16 protein-coding genes are annotated in these 17,095 nt (G+C 67.1%); 5 read left to right on the plus strand and 11 right to left on the minus strand.

The features are described 5' to 3' along the window. Nucleotides 1–343 precede the first annotated feature (343 nt). Nucleotides 344–928, minus strand: coding sequence for a TIGR01841 family phasin (gene phaP / locus GQ56_RS0134845; protein WP_031403045.1), 585 nt, complete (start codon nt 926–928; stop codon nt 344–346). Nucleotides 929–1,212: 284 nt separating this feature from the next. Here phaP and GQ56_RS45710 point away from each other — a divergent pair, with 284 nt between their 5' ends. Beyond that, complete coding sequence (locus tag GQ56_RS45710; RefSeq protein WP_160257584.1) at nt 1,213–1,380, plus strand: hypothetical protein; 168 nt, start codon at nt 1,213–1,215, stop codon at nt 1,378–1,380. Nucleotides 1,381–1,434: 54 nt separating this feature from the next. Here the strand turns inward: GQ56_RS45710 and GQ56_RS0134850 are convergent, their stop codons facing one another. The 5 genes from GQ56_RS0134850 to GQ56_RS0134870 all read right to left on the minus strand — a co-directional run bounded on the left by GQ56_RS0134850 (nt 1,435) and on the right by GQ56_RS0134870 (nt 5,712). Then, on the minus strand, nt 1,435–2,199 hold the full coding sequence (locus GQ56_RS0134850) for a ParA family protein (RefSeq protein WP_031403046.1): 765 nt from the start codon (nt 2,197–2,199) through the stop codon (nt 1,435–1,437). 101 nt (nt 2,200–2,300) lie between these two features. Next, a complete protein-coding gene (locus tag GQ56_RS0134855) occupies nt 2,301–2,924 on the minus strand; it encodes a DNA-3-methyladenine glycosylase (RefSeq protein WP_031403047.1) in 624 nt (207 codons plus the stop codon). Beyond that, complete coding sequence (gene mug / locus GQ56_RS0134860; RefSeq protein ID WP_031403048.1) at nt 2,911–3,459, minus strand: G/U mismatch-specific DNA glycosylase; 549 nt, start codon at nt 3,457–3,459, stop codon at nt 2,911–2,913. The genes GQ56_RS0134855 and mug overlap by 14 nt, the downstream gene beginning before the upstream one ends. Nucleotides 3,460–3,868: 409 nt before the next feature. Next, on the minus strand, nt 3,869–4,423 hold the full coding sequence (locus GQ56_RS0134865; RefSeq protein ID WP_031403049.1) for a single-stranded DNA-binding protein: 555 nt from the start codon (nt 4,421–4,423) through the stop codon (nt 3,869–3,871). A gap of 101 nt (nt 4,424–4,524) precedes the next feature. Beyond that, entirely contained in the window at nt 4,525–5,712 is a 1,188-nt protein-coding gene (locus GQ56_RS0134870) for an MFS transporter (protein WP_031403050.1), read from the minus strand. Between the two features lie 264 nt (nt 5,713–5,976). On the opposite strand from GQ56_RS0134870, the gene uvrA reads away from it, so the two are divergent. Then, nucleotides 5,977–8,862 (plus strand): excinuclease ABC subunit UvrA, encoded by a 2,886-nt coding sequence (gene uvrA / locus GQ56_RS0134875; protein WP_031403051.1) that lies wholly within the window; start codon nt 5,977–5,979, stop codon nt 8,860–8,862. Nucleotides 8,863–9,125: 263 nt separating this feature from the next. After that, nucleotides 9,126–10,208, plus strand: coding sequence for an AI-2E family transporter (locus tag GQ56_RS0134880; protein ID WP_031403052.1), 1,083 nt, complete (start codon nt 9,126–9,128; stop codon nt 10,206–10,208). Nucleotides 10,209–10,304: 96 nt separating this feature from the next. On the opposite strand, the gene purU is transcribed toward GQ56_RS0134880, so the two are convergent. From purU to GQ56_RS0134905, 5 genes are all read right to left on the minus strand, one after another. Beyond that, complete coding sequence (gene purU / locus GQ56_RS0134885; RefSeq protein ID WP_031403053.1) at nt 10,305–11,189, minus strand: formyltetrahydrofolate deformylase; 885 nt, start codon at nt 11,187–11,189, stop codon at nt 10,305–10,307. Nucleotides 11,190–11,263: 74 nt separating this feature from the next. After that, on the minus strand, nt 11,264–12,130 hold the full coding sequence (locus GQ56_RS0134890) for an NUDIX hydrolase (protein WP_031403054.1): 867 nt from the start codon (nt 12,128–12,130) through the stop codon (nt 11,264–11,266). Nucleotides 12,131–12,135: 5 nt separating this feature from the next. Then, on the minus strand, nt 12,136–12,750 hold the full coding sequence (locus GQ56_RS0134895; RefSeq protein ID WP_031403055.1) for a LysE family translocator: 615 nt from the start codon (nt 12,748–12,750) through the stop codon (nt 12,136–12,138). Nucleotides 12,751–12,791: 41 nt separating this feature from the next. Next, a complete protein-coding gene (locus GQ56_RS0134900) occupies nt 12,792–13,358 on the minus strand; it encodes an adenine phosphoribosyltransferase (protein ID WP_031403056.1) in 567 nt (188 codons plus the stop codon). A gap of 82 nt (nt 13,359–13,440) precedes the next feature. Continuing rightward, entirely contained in the window at nt 13,441–15,447 is a 2,007-nt protein-coding gene (locus tag GQ56_RS0134905) for a monovalent cation:proton antiporter family protein (RefSeq protein ID WP_031403057.1), read from the minus strand. A 126-nt stretch (nt 15,448–15,573) separates the two neighbouring features. Between GQ56_RS0134905 and kdsD the strand changes: the two genes are divergently transcribed. Together kdsD and GQ56_RS0134915 are read left to right on the plus strand one after the other, a co-directional pair. After that, a complete protein-coding gene (gene kdsD, locus GQ56_RS0134910) occupies nt 15,574–16,557 on the plus strand; it encodes an arabinose 5-phosphate isomerase KdsD (RefSeq protein ID WP_031403058.1) in 984 nt (327 codons plus the stop codon). After that, complete coding sequence (locus GQ56_RS0134915; protein WP_031403059.1) at nt 16,557–17,093, plus strand: KdsC family phosphatase; 537 nt, start codon at nt 16,557–16,559, stop codon at nt 17,091–17,093. The genes kdsD and GQ56_RS0134915 overlap by 1 nt, the downstream gene beginning before the upstream one ends. Nucleotides 17,094–17,095: the final 2 nt, after the last annotated feature.

Raw genomic sequence — 17,095 nt, forward strand, 5'->3', positions numbered from 1 at the left:
GCTCCGGCGCCGCAATCTTCGCAAGCGAGCCGCCGAATTTGCCGACCGCGGTCCGCGCGGCCGATACGATCACTACGTCCGTCATGTCCAGTTCCTGCATCGAAATCGGTTCGTCGTTCTGTTGCCGGCCCGCGCCGGCCGCCACCGGCGACGACGCCTCTCGCGCCGTCCGGCGCGACAGCACCCGGGCGCCGCCGGTGCGCGCTGGCCGCGCACGATCACGGCCGGGCCGTACAGCTGCGCATCGCGGCAAGCCGGACGTTCGCCGGCCGCCGTGGCTACCCGGCGCCCTCCGGCGCCGGTCGATCGTGTCGCGCCTGCGCGCGACACGCGCTCACGTCCGTCACGCAGCCGATTCGCGCGCGGCGGCTGCGTCCTTGCGGGCAGCCGCAGCCGTCTGCTTGCTGCCGCGCGCGGCCGTTTCGCTGACCGCGTCGAAGCCGCTCTGCGCGGCTTCGATCGCCTGCCCCGTCGCTGCGCGCACGGAGTCGGCCGCGGCTGTCGCCGCGGACAGCGCCGAGTTCAGCGCGGCCACCACCGGCGCCGAACCCGCCGGCGCATGCTTCGACAGCTCACCGAGCACGTCCTTCAGGCGCTTGTCGTTCTGTTCGTATTGCGCCTGCGCGACCTTCGCCCATTCCGATTGCGTCGACACCGCGATGTCGAACAGGTGGCGGCCATACGACACGACCTTGCCGGCGGCTTCCTGCGGCGCGGCCACCTGCTGCGCGAAGCCAGCGGCCGGGTTGCTGCTGTTGAACGCGTTCTTCAGCTTGTCCTCGTATTCCGAGAGCGCCGTCCGGGCCGCTTGCAGATTGAGTTCGACGACAGCCTCGAAACCCTGGATCGCCGGACGGGCGATGGCAAACCACGCGGCGATACCGGATTGATATTCGGCGTTGATTTTTTCGGGGGCAAATACGGACATCGGGCACGCTCCTGTTAGCAATGCGAGAGATGACGTAAAGAAAAATGGAAGCCGGATCGACAACCCGCCTCCTTCTTGACAACCCGCCACTCATTTGAGCGCGAGAAGATGAAGGAAGCCATTCTAGAGCGATTAATTGTCAATTAAATGGCATTAATACTAGGTGTAAACCCTTATTACCCTTCCAGGCGGCCGCTGGAACCTGCTACGTGCCGACATCGCAGAGGGAAGGCCGCAGCATTCCGCTTCGGAATGATTTTTACCTTTTTACAGGATAGCGCACCATGACGTTACGCAACATTTGCCGTCGCATTATTCCGGTTATTAGAAAACAAGCGCGCATTGAAAATGAAGCGGTCACTTATGTAATCGTTTTCCAGATTTATTCTGAAACCGTTTCCTGGATTATTAATGACGGATTCAATGATCGGATGAATTGCGGGTCGCAATGAAAAACCCGGCGCGGCTGCACGAAGCAGCGGCGGCCCGTTCCCGCGTGCGCGCGATCAGTCGGCCAGTTCGCGATGCAGCGCGCGGAATTCCTGCGCGAGCTTGTGCCCGGGGTCGAGGTGGATCACCGGCGTCGATTGCTGATGCGACTCGCGGATCTTCACCGACGCCGACAACTTCGACGCAAGCACCGGCAGCCCTTCGTCGACGAGTTCGTCGACCAGCCGCTGCGGCAGGCTCGCGCGCGGCTGGAACTGGTTGATGACGATCCCTTCCACCTCAAGCGCCGCGTTGTGATCCTGCTGGATTTCCTTCACGTTTTCGAGCAGCGTGTATAGCGCCCGGCGCGAGAAATCGTCGCAGTCGAACGGAATCAGGCAGCGCTCGACCGCGATCAGCGCCGAGCGTGTATAGAAATTCAGCGCAGGCGGCGTATCGATGTACACCGCGTCGTAGGTATCGAGTTCGTTCAGCGCGTCGCGCAGCTTGTAGATCTTGTAGCGCGACTCGAGCTTGCCGTGCAGCGTGTCGAGGTCCGGATGCGCGGGCATCACGTCGAGCCCGTCGAACGGGGTCGGATGGATGAACGATGCGACGTCGACCGGGCGGAAATTGAAGGTCAGCGCGGTTTCGAAGAAACCGGCGACGCCCGGCTGCGCGTCGGATGCCGCATCGCCGAGCAGGTAGCGCGTGGAGTTCGCCTGCGCATCGAGGTCGATGACGAGCGTGCGCAGCCCTTCGCTCGCACTGATCGCCGCCAGGTTGCAGACGATCGTCGATTTGCCCACGCCGCCCTTCTGGTTGAATACGACCCGCCGCATGGTGTCTCCTCGATCGAAACGTCGAAAGGATCAGCTTAGCCGGCCAATCGTGGCGGCTACGTGACGCAGATCGAATTGTGCACGATTGCGCGCGGCACGTGTCAGGTGCGCGACCGGGCGCCCGACACATGCCGATTGCCGGGCACGCTCCATCGCCACGGCAGATCCCTGCCGGCGCGAATGCCGATGCGCGGGCCGCCCGCCAGCCCCTCGGGCGGCGCGACGCCGTCGTCCACGACCGCGAACCCCTCGTGCGCGCCGACGAGATCGACGCCGTCCTGTACGCCGGTGATGCCCATTGCCTGCGTGAGCCGCGCCGGCCCGCGGCAAAGATCGCGATCGCGCGTCAGCGGCGGCCGTGCCGCGCGCATCCGCTCGAGCCCGTGCAGCGGCTCCAGCGCACGGATCAACACACCCGTGCCCGCGCCGTCCGGACCGCACACGCAGTTGCAGCACCAGTGCATGCCGTACGTGAAATAGACGTACAGGTGGCCGGGCGGCCCGAACATCGTCGCGTTGCGCGGCGTCTTGCCGCGATAGGTGTGCGCGGCCGGGTCGATCGCGCCCGCGTAGGCCTCCACTTCCACGATGCGGCCGGCGCGGCCGTCCGCCGTCGCGAGAATCTTGTTGAGCAGTTGCGGCGCGACATCGGTGGCCACGCGATCGAAGAACGCACGCGGCAGCACGGTACCCGGCCATGCCGATGCGGTCTTAACGCGCCGCATCCTGCCCCTCCGGCTGGCGAGCGGCCGCGGCCTTCGCGTGCAGACACAGCTGGCGGTATGCGTCGACGAGATCGTCGAGGCCGAACGCAAGATTCCTGCCGCTGGGATTGGGCAGCACCCACACGCTCGCGCGCTGCATGCGGGCCGGCTGCAGGCCCCACGCGACTTCGCGTTGCCCCGCGAGCGCCGAGTACGCCGCCTTGCCGAGAAAGGCGACGAAACGCGGCCCATAACGCGCTACCTTCTGCTCGAACTCGGCTGCCGCCGCGACGAATTCCGCACGCGAAAGCTGATCGGCGCTCGCCGTCGGCCGTTGCACCACCGCCGTGACGCCGCAGCCATAGCGGAGTATTGCGCGATCGTCCTGCGGCGCGATTTCCGTCGGCGTGAACCCCGCGAGATGGAGCACGCGCCAGAAGCGGTTGCTTCTCCCCGCGAAATGATGCCCGGTCGCGGCGGCGGTCATGCCGGGGTTGATCCCGCAGAACAGCACGTCGAGATGGGGGGCGATGAGGTCGGGAAGGGTGTCGGCCACGATTCGTCTGGAGGGCGGGGGCAAGGACGTCGATAAAGAAATGACCTGGCGATCGGTCGCTACGCGCACGTTACACGATCCGGATCGCGGCGGGCCATGCGCCACGTGCGGGCTTCTGTTGATTAAGTTTGCGATGAATGCCACGCGGTCAACGCACTCTAACCGGAAGCGCTCTCTCGATAAATATGGAATTTCTCACGGGCACGGGTACGTCCCGTCCGTTGCAACATTGCCGAACCGCGCCGTTCGAGATGCCCGGCTCAAGACCGGGACGACGGCCGGATTCAAGTGCCCGCCGACCGCCGGTGTCGGTCATGCGAAGCGAGGAGGACGAGCGGAATTCGGAGCACAAAAAGAAAAACCCCACCAAAAGGCGGGGTTGATCTTTACATTTCTCGGATACGGGAAATCAGAACGGAATATCGTCGTCCATCTCGTCGAAACCGCCACCGGCCGGTGCGCTCGGACGGCTTTGCCCGCCGCCGCCCGCACCGCCGCGCGCCGCGCCGCCGGCACGACCGCCGCCGCCGCCACGCTCCATCTGTTCGCCGCGGCCACCGCCGCCGCCGCCACCGTAGCCGCCGCCATAACCGCCTTCGTCACCGCCGCCACCGCCGCCGCCCGAACCGCCGCGGCCGCCGAGCATCTGCATCTGGTCGGCGACGATTTCGGTCGAGTAACGATCCTGGCCGTCCTGGCCTTGCCACTTGCGCGTGCGGATACGGCCTTCGATATAGACCGACGAACCCTTCTTCAGGTACTCGCTGACGATTTCCGCGAGACGGCCGAAGAACGCGACGCGATGCCACTCGGTCATTTCCTTGAAATCGCCGCTTGCCTTGTCCTTGTAGCGATCGGTCGTCGCGAGACGGATGTTCGCAACCGCGTCGCCGCTCGGCAGGTAACGGACTTCAGGATCGGCGCCGAGATTGCCGACGAGGATGACCTTGTTGACGGATGCCATGTGTTTCTCCAGTAAATTCGATGCCGGGCCGCCCGCGCATGCTGTCGGAGCGGCCCGCCGGGCAAGCCGGCGAACGCCGCCGGTGCCTGCCCGAAGTGAGTTCAGGCCTTGCGCGGCGGCGCTTTCATGCTGGCCGCGATTATAAGCCACGCGGCCACGAGCCCCGAGCACGTGTAGAAGACCGTGTCCGCGCCGCCGTGCTTCAGCAGCCAGCCGCCCACGATGCCGCCGAGTGCGAGCCCGATCGACTGCGTGGTGTTGTAGACGCCCGTGGCCGCGCCCTTGCGCGAACCGGGCGCAAGCTTCGACACGAGCGACGGCTGCGACGCTTCCAGGATGTTGAACCCGAGGAAGTACACGAAGAGAATCGCCGCCACAATCAGGATGGTATGCGGTGCGCTGCCGAGCAACAATTGGCCGATCAGGATAGCCAGAATGCCGCCGAGCAGCACCGGCTTCATCTTGCCCCGTTTTTCCGCCACGATGATCGCCGGGACCATCATCACGAACGCGAGCCCCATCACCGGCAGGTAAACCTTCCAGTGCGCGGCGACCGGCAGCCCGCCGTCGACGAGCAGGCGCGGCACGACGAGGAACAGCGCCGTCTGCGTCGCGTGCAGCACCAGCACGCCGAAGTTCAGGCGCAGCAGCTCCACGTTGTGCAGCACCTCGGCGAACGGCGCGGGCACGTGCACGGGCTTCGCCGCGTCGGGCACAATCCACAGCACGACGCCGATCGCGAGGATCGACAGCACGCCGACGATCGCGAACAGCCCGTTCATCCCCACCCAGTGGAACACGATCGGCGCGCCGACGATCGCGACCGCGAACGACACGCCGATCGACCCGCCGACCATCGCCATCGCCTTCGTGCGGTTCTGCTCGGAGGTCAGGTCGGCAATGAACGCGAGCACCGCGGACGACACGGCGCCCATCCCCTGGATCACGCGGCCGACGATGATCCACGTGATGTCGTGCGCGGACGCGGCGACGAAGCTGCCGATCGCGAAGATCACGAGGCCGGTGGCGATCACCGGCTTGCGGCCGAACTTGTCGGACGCCCAGCCGTAGAAGATGTAGAACAGCGACTGCGTGACGCCGTAGGCCCCGAGCGCGATGCCGACGAGCAGCACGTTGTCGCCGCCCGGGATGGTTTTCGCGTAGACCGAGAACACCGGCATGATCATGAACAGGCCGAGCATGCGCAGCGCGAAGATCGCCGCGAGCGACGCGGTCGCGCGCAATTCGGGCGCAGTCATGCGGGAAGACGTGGCAGACGGATTGGACATCGGGAATGAATTTCGAATGATCGGAATGTCCGCCCGATACCGGGCGGCGGAAGATCAGGACCAGCGGCCCGGGAGGCACGGCGGGCGACACGCGGGGGCAGGATCAGGCAGCCTGCGGGCCGCCCGGAACCGTGCGGCGCGGCCGCTTTCCCCGGCGCAGGCGCCGGCTTGCTGCCACCTGCTGCAAAGGCTGGGGGCCCCAAACGACGGCCTCGAAAAGCCGTTATAGTAGCAGGTTTGGTCCCCTCCATTTTCGCCAGGTTCATGGAACAGATCCGTATCCGTGGGGCACGTACCCACAACCTGAAAAACGTCAATCTCGACCTGCCGCGCCACAAGCTGGTCGTGATTACCGGGTTGTCCGGGTCGGGCAAGTCGTCGCTCGCGTTCGACACCCTTTATGCGGAAGGCCAGCGCCGCTACGTCGAAAGCCTGTCCGCATACGCCCGCCAGTTCCTGCAGCTGATGGAGAAACCCGACGTCGATCTGATCGAGGGCCTGTCGCCAGCGATCTCGATCGAGCAGAAGGCGACGTCCCACAACCCGCGTTCGACCGTCGGCACGGTCACGGAAATCCACGACTACCTGCGACTTTTGTACGCACGTGTCGGCACGCCCTACTGCCCCGACCACAACATCCCGCTCGAGGCGCAGAGCGTGTCGCAGATGGTCGACGCGGCGCTCGCGCTGCCGGAGGAAACCAAGCTGATGATCCTCGCGCCCGTCGTCGCCGACCGCAAGGGCGAGCACGCCGAGCTGTTCGAGGACATGCAGGCGCAGGGTTTCGTGCGCTTTCGCGTGCGCTCGGGCGGCGGCGCCGCGAACGAGGGCGTCGCGAAGATCTACGAGGTCGAGTCGCTGCCGAAGCTCAAGAAGACCGACAAGCACACGATCGACGTCGTCGTCGATCGCCTGAAGGTGCGCCCGGACATGAAGCAGCGCCTCGCCGAATCGTTCGAGACGGCGCTGCGCCTCGCCGACGGCCGCGCGATCGCGCTCGAAATGGATACCGACCGCGAGCACCTGTTCAGCTCGAAGTTCGCGTGCCCGATCTGCTCGTACTCGCTGCAGGAGCTCGAGCCGCGCCTGTTCTCGTTCAACAACCCGATGGGCGCGTGCCCGGAATGCGACGGCCTCGGCCAGATCACGTTCTTCGACCCGAAGCGGGTCGTCGCGCACCCGTCGCTGTCGCTCGCCGCCGGTGCGGTGAAGGGCTGGGACCGCCGCAACCAGTTCTACTTCCAGATGCTGCAGAGCCTCGCGGCGTTCTACGAATTCGACATCGACGCCGCGTTCGAGGATCTGCCGGAGAAAATCCGCAAGGTGCTGCTGTTCGGCTCGGGCAAGCAGACGATCCCGTTTTCGTACATCAACGAGCGCGGCCGCACGACGATCCGCGAGCACGTGTTCGAAGGGATCATCCCGAACCTCGAGCGCCGCTACCGCGAGACCGATTCGGTCGCGGTGCGCGAAGAGCTGTCGAAGTACCAGAACAACCAGCCGTGCCCGTCGTGCGACGGCACGCGCCTGCGCCGCGAGGCGCGCCACGTGCGGATCGGCACCGGCGACTACGCGCGCGGCATCTATGAAATCAGCGGCTGGCCGCTGCGCGACGCGCTCGGCTACTTCGACGGCCTGACGCTCGAAGGCGCGAAGCGCGAGATCGCCGACAAGGTGATCAAGGAAATCGTCGCGCGCCTGACCTTCCTGAACAACGTCGGCCTCGATTACCTGTCGCTCGAGCGCAGCGCCGAGACGCTGTCGGGCGGCGAGGCGCAGCGCATCCGCCTCGCGTCGCAGATCGGCTCGGGCCTGACGGGCGTGATGTACGTGCTCGACGAGCCGTCGATCGGCCTGCACCAGCGCGACAACGACCGCCTGATCTCGACGCTGAAGCACCTGCGCGACCTCGGCAACTCGGTGATCGTCGTCGAGCACGACGAGGACATGATCCGCACGGCCGACTACGTCGTCGACATGGGCCCCGGCGCCGGCGAGCACGGCGGCGTGGTGGTCGCCGAAGGCACGCCGAAGCAGGTGCAGTCGAACCCGCAGTCGCTCACCGGCCAGTACCTGGTCGGCAAGCGCACGATCGAATACCCGGACGAGCGGATCGCGCCCGATCCCGAGCGGATGCTGCGCATCGTCGACGCGTACGGCAACAACCTGAAGCACGTCGATCTCGAGCTGCCGGTCGGCCTGCTGACCTGCATCACCGGCGTGTCGGGCTCCGGCAAGTCGACGCTGATCAACGACACGCTGTATCACGCGGTCGCGCGCCACCTGTACGGGTCGTCGGCCGAGCCGGCGCCGCACGAGGCGATCGAGGGGCTCGAACACTTCGACAAGGTGATCAACGTCGACCAGTCGCCGATCGGCCGCACGCCGCGCTCGAACCCGGCCACCTACACCGGCCTGTTCACGCCGATCCGCGAGCTGTTCTCGGGCGTGCCGACCTCGAAGGAGCGCGGCTACGATCCGGGCCGCTTCTCGTTCAACGTGAAGGGCGGCCGCTGCGAATCGTGCCAGGGCGACGGCGTGCTGAAGGTCGAGATGCACTTCCTGCCGGACGTCTACGTGCCGTGCGACGTGTGCCACGGCAAGCGCTACAACCGCGAAACGCTCGAAGTGCAATACAAGGGCAAGAACATCAGCGAAGTGCTCGACATGACGGTCGAGCATGCGTACGAGTTCTTCAGCGCGGTGCCGGTCATCGCGCGCAAGCTGAAGACGCTGCTCGACGTCGGCCTCGGCTACATCCGCCTCGGCCAGTCGGCCACGACGCTGTCGGGCGGCGAGGCGCAGCGCGTGAAGCTGTCGCTCGAGCTGTCCAAGCGCGACACCGGCCGCACGCTGTACATCCTGGACGAGCCAACCACCGGCCTGCACTTCCACGACATCGCGCTGCTGCTCGAGGTGATCCACCGGCTGCGCGACCAGGGCAACACGGTCGTGATCATCGAGCACAACCTCGACGTGATCAAGACGGCCGACTGGGTGATCGATCTCGGCCCCGAAGGCGGCGCCGGCGGCGGCCAGATCATCGCGCAGGGCACGCCCGAACAGGTCGCGAAGACGAAGGCAAGTTTTACCGGCAAGTATCTCGCGCCGCTGCTCAAGCGCGCGGCCCGCAAGGTCGCGGCCGGCTGACGGCCGCAGTTGCCCCTCCCGCGCGCGGCCGTCCGGCCGCGCGCGTCCTGCCGCGGCGCGCCGCCGGCCGCCCTTTTCCCCTCTTGACCGACGCCATCCGCCAAACGTCCCCGTTGCGGACCATAATGGCAGCTATACTTTACGGTCGTAAGGTTCGCCATCTGCGCCCATCCGGTGCAGCGACGGGCGAACGCCAGAATGCCCGCCATGCACGGGCCGGAGCCGCCGCCGCAGCGCCCGCTCCGGCCGACGAGGAAAACACGATGGAGAAGCAACAAGAGTCGCGCGATGCGCAGAACCGCGAGCCGCACTTGCGCAGCGTCCGGCTGACGAGCGACTTCAGCATGCCGAGGCTGTCGGCGATCGAGATCGGCAGCTATCTGTTCGCGCTCGTCACGATGGTGCTCGTCCTCGAGCTCAGGCTGCTCGGCGGGCTGCTCGCGGGGCTGCTGGTCTACCAGTTGATCCACACGATCGCGCCCGCGATCGAACGCCATACGACGAGCATGCGCGCGCGCTGGGTCGCCGTCGTGCTGCTGGCCATCGCGATCGTCGGCGGGCTGACGGGCCTGACGATCGGCATCATCGAGCACTTCGAACACACGGTGCCGAACCTGCAGAGCCTGCTCGGCCAGTTGATGCAGATCGTCGAGCAGACCCGCGCGCGCACGCCGGCCTGGATCGCCAACCTGCTGCCGGTCGACGTCGAACAGATGAAGGCGAAGGCCACCGTGCTGATGCACACGCACATGGATCAGCTCCAGCAGAGTGGCAAGAGCGTCGCGCGCGGCTTCGGCCACGTGCTGTTCGGGATGATCATCGGCGCGATGATCGCGATCGGCGTCGAGCACGGCAAGGTGCGCCGGCCGCTGTCGACCGCGCTCGTCACGCGCGTGTCGCGCTTCGCCGACGCGTTCCGCCGGATCGTGTTCGCGCAGATCAAGATCTCCGCGATCAACGCGGTGTTCACCGGCATCTACCTGCTCGTCGCGCTGCCGATCTTCCACGAGCGGCTGCCGCTGTCGAAGACGCTGGTGCTCGTCACGTTCATCGTCGGCCTGCTGCCCGTGATCGGCAACCTGATCTCGAACACGCTGATCGTCGCCGTGTCGATGTCGGTCAGCATGGGCACCGCAATCGCGTCGCTCGCGTTCCTCGTGATCATCCACAAGCTCGAGTACTTCCTGAACGCGAAGATCATCGGCGGCCAGATCGAATCGCGCGCCTGGGAACTGCTGCTCGCGATGCTCGTCATGGAAGCCGCCTTCGGCCTGCCCGGCGTGATCGCCGCGCCGATCTTCTATGCGTACCTCAAACGCGAGCTGTACATGCTGCGGCTGATCTGACGCCCGCGCCCCGCATGAAAAAACGCCGCGCCCCGTAAAGGGCGCGGCGTTTTCTTTCGGGGCCGGCCAACCGGGGGCCGGCCGGCGGTCGGCAGATCAGCGGAACACGACCGTCTTCGTCCCGTTCAGCACGATCCGGTGCTCGACGTGCCACTTCACCGCGCGCGCCAGCGTCACGCATTCGACATCGCGGCCGATGGCCGTGAGCTGATCGGGCGTCATGCTGTGGTCCACGCGCTCCACTTCCTGCTCGATGATCGGACCTTCGTCGAGATCGGTCGTCACGTAGTGCGCGGTCGCGCCGATCAGCTTCACGCCGCGGTCGAACGCCTGGTAGTAAGGCTTCGCGCCCTTGAAGCTCGGCAGGAACGAATGGTGGATGTTGATCGCGCGCCCGGCGAGCTGCTGGCACATGTTCGGCGACAGGATCTGCATGTAGCGCGCGAGCACGACGAGATCGGCCTTGTGCTCGTCGATCACTTCCAGCACGCGCGCTTCCTGCGCGGCCTTCGCCGCATCGGACGAACCGCCGATCAGCGGGAAATGATGGAACGGGATGTTGTAGCTCGCGGCGAGCTGGTAGAACTCCTTGTGGTTCGACACGATCGCCGGGATCTCGATCGGCAGCTGGCCGGTGCGATAGCGGAACAGCAGGTCGTTCAGGCAGTGGCCGATCTTCGACACCATGATGACGACACGCGGTTTCACGGCTGCGTCGTGCAGTTCCCAGCGCATCGAGAACTGCTCGGCGAGCGGCGTGAACTCCCGGCGCAGCACCTCGAGCGCCGACGCGGCATCCGCGCCGCCGCCGTCCTGCTCGAAATGCACGCGCATGAAGAATTCGCTGGTGCGGCTGTCGCCGAACTGCGCCGAATCGAGGATGTTGTTGCTGCGCTCGAACAGGAAGCCCGAGACCGCATGGACGATGCCGTGCCGGTCGGGGCACGACAGTTTCAAGATAAAGCTGTGATCGGTCGGCATGACCGCTACTCCCTTCGTTTCCGTATTCGTCAAATTGCCCGTTCGCACCGCCGGAGCGCGCCTTGCGGCGCGCGTCACGCGGCCGGTGCGAACAGGGCGTCGATGCCCGCCGCGTCGGCCGCCGCGAGCCATCGGTGGCGCAGCAGCGTATCGAGCGTCGCGAGGCTCGCATCCATCGTTGCACGGCCCGCGCGCAGCCAGCCGATCACCTCGGGCATGCCGGCCAGCAGGTGCTCGGCCACTTCGCCGTCCTGGTTGCGCGGCGCGAAGTCGTGCGGCAGCGGCAGGTCGTACACGAAGATCAGCTCGGATTGCGTGCCTTCCGGCAGCGAGCTCAGTACCTGCACCGCGCGGCCCGCGATCGCGCGCGCCGCCAGCTCGGCCGGAATGCCGGCTTCTTCCCAGCACTCCTTCGCAAGCGTCTCGTGAACGCCCAGCCCCCAGCCGATCCCGCCCGCGACGACGTTGTCGAGCATGCCGGGGTCGGTTGCCTTGGTGTCGCTGCGGCGGCCGAGCCACATCCGCGGCGCGGCCGCGGCGGACGGCTCGCCCGGCGCAGCCGCATATTCTACGATGCCGTTCAGGTGCACCGCGTAAGTCTGCGTGCCGAAAAAGCGCGACGCGGCGCGCTCGATGTACGCGAGCGGCGGATCGTCGAAGCGGTTGCGGATCGCATAGATCTCGTCGCGCCAGCCGGGAATCGCGCCCTCGGCCGCCAGTGCGCCGATCGCGCTCGCGAGCGCCATGCTGCGCGCATCGACCGAGTCGTAGCGCGCCGACAGCACGACGCGCTCGCCGCTCAGCTCGAACACGTCGGGCCAGCGCGCGAGCTTCGCGACGTCCTGGCGGCGCACCCAGCCGACCGCCTGGCCGGCGATCTCGAAACGCAGGTGCGCGGCCGGATCGAAGCGGCGCGCGGCCGCGATGCAGGGGAACGTCATCGCCGTCAGTCCTTCAGGGCGACGCGGATGCCGAGTGCGATGAACGTCGCGCCGGCCAGCCGGTCAAGCCATACGCCGGCCTTCGGGCGGCGCTTCAGCCAGGCGCCGATCATGCCGGCGCCGACGCCGAACAGCGAGAACACCACGGCCGTCTGCAGCATGAACAGCGCGCCGAGTTCGAACATCTGCAGCGTCACGCCCTGCGCACCGTGCGGATCGACGAACTGCGGCAGGAACACGACGAAGAACAGCGTGACCTTCGGGTTCATCAGGTTGCCGATCACGCTCTGCCGGAAGATCGTGCCGAGCGGCTGCGGCGGACGCGCATGCGCATTGGCGAGGCCCTGGCTGCGCAGCGCCTTGATGCCGATCCACACGAGGTACGCGGCGCCCGCGAGCTTCAGGATCTCGAATGCGACCGGCGACGAACGCAGCACGGCCGCGACGCCGAGCGCCGCGAGCGTCGTGTGGAACAGGATCCCGGCCGTGAAGCCGAGCGCGGCGACGAAACCGGCCGCGCGGCCCTGCGAGATGCCGCGCGCGAGCACCTGCAGGTTGTCGGGCCCCGGCGCGCATGTGATCGCGATCGACGTGGCGAGAAACAGCATGAAGTTGGGCATCGTGACCTCGCTGTGGAACAGGAACCAGGACGGACCGGCGTTCAGTGGCCCGCGAATTCGGTAACGGTGTAGACGGGCAGCCCCGCGTCGCGCAGCAGCGCCGAACCGCCGAGATCGGGCAGGTCGATGATCGCCGCGCCTTCGACGACCTCCGCACCGAGCCGCTGCAGCAGGTTGCGCCCTGCCATCATGGTGCCGCCGGTCGCGATCAGGTCGTCCATGATGATCACGCGGTCGCCGGGGCGGCACGCGTCCTCGTGAATCTCGACCGTCGCGCGGCCGTATTCGAGTTCGTACGACTCCGACTGGGTCTTGTACGGCAGCTTGCCGACCTTGCGGATCGGCACGAAGCCGACGCTCAGCTCGTACGCGACGATCGGCGCGATGATGAAGCCGCGCGCGTCGAGGCCGGCGACGTAGTCGAGCTTCGCATCGACATAGCGCTCGACGAACAGGTCGACGAGGATGCGCAGCGCCTTCGGGCTCTGCAGCAGCGTCGTAATGTCGCGGAACATCACGCCCGGCTGCGGCCAGTCGGGCACCGTGCGGATCTGGCTGTGGATGAAGGCGACCGGATCGAGCGGTGCGCCCGACGACGAGTGCGGCATGAAACTCTCCGAAAAAAACGGTGCGCGAAGATCGGGCACCGTTTCTAAAAAATACGGGTCAGGTTGTCGGACCAGGCACGGCTTACGCCGCCGCGGCCGGCGGATCGCGCCGGTGGCGCGACAGCCGCTCCTCCGCGAGCGCAAGCGCCTCAGGCAGCCCGCGCAGCACGACGATATCGCTCGCTCGCAGCTTGGTCTGCGGATCGGGTTCGACGCCGCGGATGCCGTGCCGGCGGATCGCCGTGACCTCCAGCCCGAGCGCATACAGCCCGAGCTCCTCCAGCGAGCGCCCGACCGCGTCCGCGCGCGCATCGACCGGCACCGATTGTAGCCGCACCTGCTCGTGGTCGTCGTCGTCCGCATCGTCCGCGCCGCGGAAATAGCCGCGCAGCAGGCTGTAGCGCTCGTCGCGCATCTCCTCGACGCGCCGCACGACCTTGCGCATCGGCACGCCCACCAGCACCAGCGTGTGCGACGCGAGCATCAGGCTGCCCTCGACGATTTCCGGAATCACCTCGGTCGCGCCGGCCGCCAGCAGCTTCTCGAGATCGGCATCGTCGACGGTGCGCACGATCGCGGGCAGCGTCGGCTCGAGCTCGTGCACATGATGGAGCACCCGCAGCGCGGACGGCGTGTTCGCATAGGTGATCGCCACCGCCGCCGCGCGGTGGATACCGGCCGCGAGCAGCGACTCGCGGCGCGCCGCGTCGCCGAACACGACCGATTCGCCGGCCGCCGCGGCCGCGCTCACGCGATCGGGATCGAGGTCGAGCGCGACGTACGAGATGCCTTCCTGTTCGAGCATGCGCGCCAGGTTCTGGCCCGCGCGGCCGTAGCCGCAGATGATCACGTGGCCGCGCTGCTTGAGGCTTTGCGTCGCGATTCGCGTCATCTGCAGCGACTGCTGCATCCACTCGGTCGACGACAGCCGCATCACGATCCGGTCGGCGTTCTGAATCAGGAACGGCGCGGCCAGCATCGACAGCAGCATCGACGCGAGGATCGCCTGCAGCAGCGTCGAATCGACGAGATGGCGATCGAGGATCAGGTTCAGCAGCACGAAGCCGAATTCGCCGGCCTGCGCGAGCCCGATGCCGGTGCGCATCGCGACGCCCGGCGTCGCGCCGAACAGCCGGGCGAGCCCGGCGATCATCGTCCCCTTGAACAGGATCTGCCCGACGAAGAAGCCGAGCACGAGCAGCGGATGCTCCCAGATCACGCGCGGATCGAGCAGCATCCCGGTCGTCACGAAGAACAGGCCGAGCAGCACGTCGCGGAACGGCTTGATGTCCTCCTCCACCTGATGGCGGAACGGCGTCTCGGAAATGAGCATCCCCGCGATGAACGCGCCGAGCGCGAGCGACAGGCCGAAGCGGTCGGTGATGAAGGCGGCGCCGAGCGTGACGAGCAGCAGGTTCAGCACGAACAGCTCCTGCGAGCGGCGCCGCGCGACGACGTTGAGCCAGCGCGTCATGAAGCGCTGGCCGACGATCAGCAGCAGCGCGAGCGCGATCACGATCTTGAGCGCCGCGAAGCCGAGCGTGATCGCGAGATCCTTCGACGATTCGGCGCCGAACGCGGCGATCACGATCAGCAGCGGCACGACCGCGAGATCCTGGAACAGGAGCACGCCGAAGATGTTGCGGCCGTGCTCGGTCTCGATCTCGAGCCGCTCGGCGAGCATCTTCGACACGATCGCCGTCGACGACATCGCGAGCGCGCCGCCGAGTGCGATGCTGCCCTGCCACGTGATGTGCACCCAGTGCTCGAACAGCGCGCCGAGCACCAGCGCGAGCACAAGGGTCGCGACGACCTGCAGCAGCCCGAGCCCGAACACGAGCCGCTGCATCGCCCTCAGCTTCGCCAGCGAGAACTCCAGGCCGATCGAAAACATCAGGAACACCACGCCGAATTCCGCGAGATGCTCCGCGCGCTCCAGATCCGCCGCGATGCCGAACGCATGCGGGCCGACCAGGATGCCGACGGTCAGGTAGCCGAGCATCGGCGGCAGGTTCAACGAACGGAATACGACGACGCCCACCACCGAGGCCAGCAGCAGCAGCAGGGTCATTTCGAGCGGCGAAATCACGGGCAAAGCGTCCTCGTTCGTCGGGGCCACGGGAAAGCGGGCGCGGCAGGGTGGCGGTGGACAGGCAACTTCGGACGAGTCAGAAGGCCCGGCGCGGCGAACAAACGCCTTTGCTATACTCCGCGCATGATAGCGAAAATCAATGATGACCGGGCGCTCGCGCTCGCCCGCGACGTGCTCGACATCGAGGCGGACGCCGTGCGCGCACTGCGCGACCAGCTCGACGGCGGCTTCGTCCAGGCCGTCGAGCTGCTGCTCGGCTGTCGCGGCCGCGTGGTGGTGTCCGGGATCGGCAAATCGGGGCATATTGCCCGCAAGATCGCCGCAACGCTCGCCAGCACGGGCACGCCGGCGTTCTTCGTCCACCCTGCCGAGGCCAGCCACGGCGACCTCGGGATGGTCACCTCCGACGACGTCTTCATCGGCATCTCCTATTCCGGCGAATCCGAGGAACTGGTCGCGATCCTGCCGCTCGTCAAGCGGATCGGCGCGAAGCTGATCGCGATCACGGGCCGGGCGGAATCCAGCCTCGGCACGCTCGCCGACGTGAACCTGAACGCAGCGGTCTCGAAAGAGGCCTGCCCGCTGAACCTCGCGCCCACCGCGAGCACGACCGCCGCGCTCGCGCTCGGCGACGCGCTCGCCGTCGCCGTGCTCGACGCGCGCGGCTTCGGTTCGGAAGATTTCGCGCGCTCGCACCCGGGCGGCGCGCTCGGCCGGCGCCTGCTCACCTACGTGCGCGACGTGATGCGCTCGGGCGACGACGTGCCGTCCGTCGGGCTCGACGCGACGCTGTCGGACGCGCTGTTCCAGATCACCGCGAAGCGCCTGGGCATGACCGCCGTGGTCGACGCCGACGGCAAGGTCGCGGGCATCTTCACCGACGGCGACCTGCGCCGCGTGCTGGCGCGCGACGGCGACTTCCGCTCGCTGCCGATCACCGACGTGATGACGCGCGACCCGCGCACGATTGCGCCGGATCACCTGGCGGTCGAGGCCGTGGAACTGATGGAGCGCTACCGGATCAACCAGATGCTGGTGGTCGATGCCCGCGGCGCGCTGATCGGCGCGCTGAACATGCACGACCTGTTTTCGAAGAAGGTGATCTGATGAGCGCAGCGCTGACTGCGGCCGAGCGCGCAAGCCGCGTGAAGCTGATGATTTTCGACGTCGACGGCGTGCTGACCGACGGCGGCCTGCTGTTTACCGCGGCCGGCGACGCGATGAAGTCGTTCAACTCGCTGGACGGCCACGGCGTGAAGCTGCTCGGCGAAGCCGGCATCGCGACCGCCATCATCACGGGCCGCCGCTCGGACATCGTCGCGGCGCGCGCGAAGGAAATGAAGATCACGCACCTGTTCCAGGGCGTCGAGGACAAGCTCGCCGTGTTCGCCGACCTGATCGCCTCGCTCGGCCTCGCCGCCGACGCATGCGGCTACATGGGCGACGACTGGCCCGATCTGCCCGTGATGCTGCGCTGCGGCTTCGCGACCGCGCCCGCGAACGCGCACCCCGAGGTGATCGCCCGTGCGCACTGGGTCGCCGAGGCCCGCGGCGGCCAGGGCGCCGTGCGCGAAGTGTGCGACGCGATCCTGCGTGCGCAGCATCGCTACGACGCGCTGCTCGCGGCGGCCTGCGGAGCCTGACC

Source organism: Burkholderia paludis (assembly GCF_000732615.1).
Classification (GTDB): domain Bacteria; phylum Pseudomonadota; class Gammaproteobacteria; order Burkholderiales; family Burkholderiaceae; genus Burkholderia; species Burkholderia paludis.

Bases quoted from the DNA above. Each gene is read 5' to 3' on its own strand.
- phaP (WP_031403045.1), bottom strand. From the start codon at position 928: ATGTCCGTATTTGCCCCCGAAAAAATCAACGCCGAATATCAATCCGGT.
- GQ56_RS45710 (WP_160257584.1), top strand. From the start codon at position 1,213: ATGACGTTACGCAACATTTGCCGTCGCATTATTCCGGTTATTAGAAAA.
- GQ56_RS0134850 (WP_031403046.1), bottom strand. From the start codon at position 2,199: ATGCGGCGGGTCGTATTCAACCAGAAGGGCGGCGTGGGCAAATCGACG.
- GQ56_RS0134855 (WP_031403047.1), bottom strand. From the start codon at position 2,924: ATGCGGCGCGTTAAGACCGCATCGGCATGGCCGGGTACCGTGCTGCCG.
- GQ56_RS0134865 (WP_031403049.1), bottom strand. From the start codon at position 4,423: ATGGCATCCGTCAACAAGGTCATCCTCGTCGGCAATCTCGGCGCCGAT.
- GQ56_RS0134870 (WP_031403050.1), bottom strand. From the start codon at position 5,712: ATGTCCAATCCGTCTGCCACGTCTTCCCGCATGACTGCGCCCGAATTG.
- uvrA (WP_031403051.1), top strand. From the start codon at position 5,977: ATGGAACAGATCCGTATCCGTGGGGCACGTACCCACAACCTGAAAAAC.
- GQ56_RS0134880 (WP_031403052.1), top strand. From the start codon at position 9,126: ATGGAGAAGCAACAAGAGTCGCGCGATGCGCAGAACCGCGAGCCGCAC.
- purU (WP_031403053.1), bottom strand. From the start codon at position 11,189: ATGCCGACCGATCACAGCTTTATCTTGAAACTGTCGTGCCCCGACCGG.
- GQ56_RS0134890 (WP_031403054.1), bottom strand. From the start codon at position 12,130: ATGACGTTCCCCTGCATCGCGGCCGCGCGCCGCTTCGATCCGGCCGCG.
- GQ56_RS0134895 (WP_031403055.1), bottom strand. From the start codon at position 12,750: ATGCCCAACTTCATGCTGTTTCTCGCCACGTCGATCGCGATCACATGC.
- GQ56_RS0134900 (WP_031403056.1), bottom strand. From the start codon at position 13,358: ATGCCGCACTCGTCGTCGGGCGCACCGCTCGATCCGGTCGCCTTCATC.
- kdsD (WP_031403058.1), top strand. From the start codon at position 15,574: ATGATAGCGAAAATCAATGATGACCGGGCGCTCGCGCTCGCCCGCGAC.
- GQ56_RS0134915 (WP_031403059.1), top strand. From the start codon at position 16,557: ATGAGCGCAGCGCTGACTGCGGCCGAGCGCGCAAGCCGCGTGAAGCTG.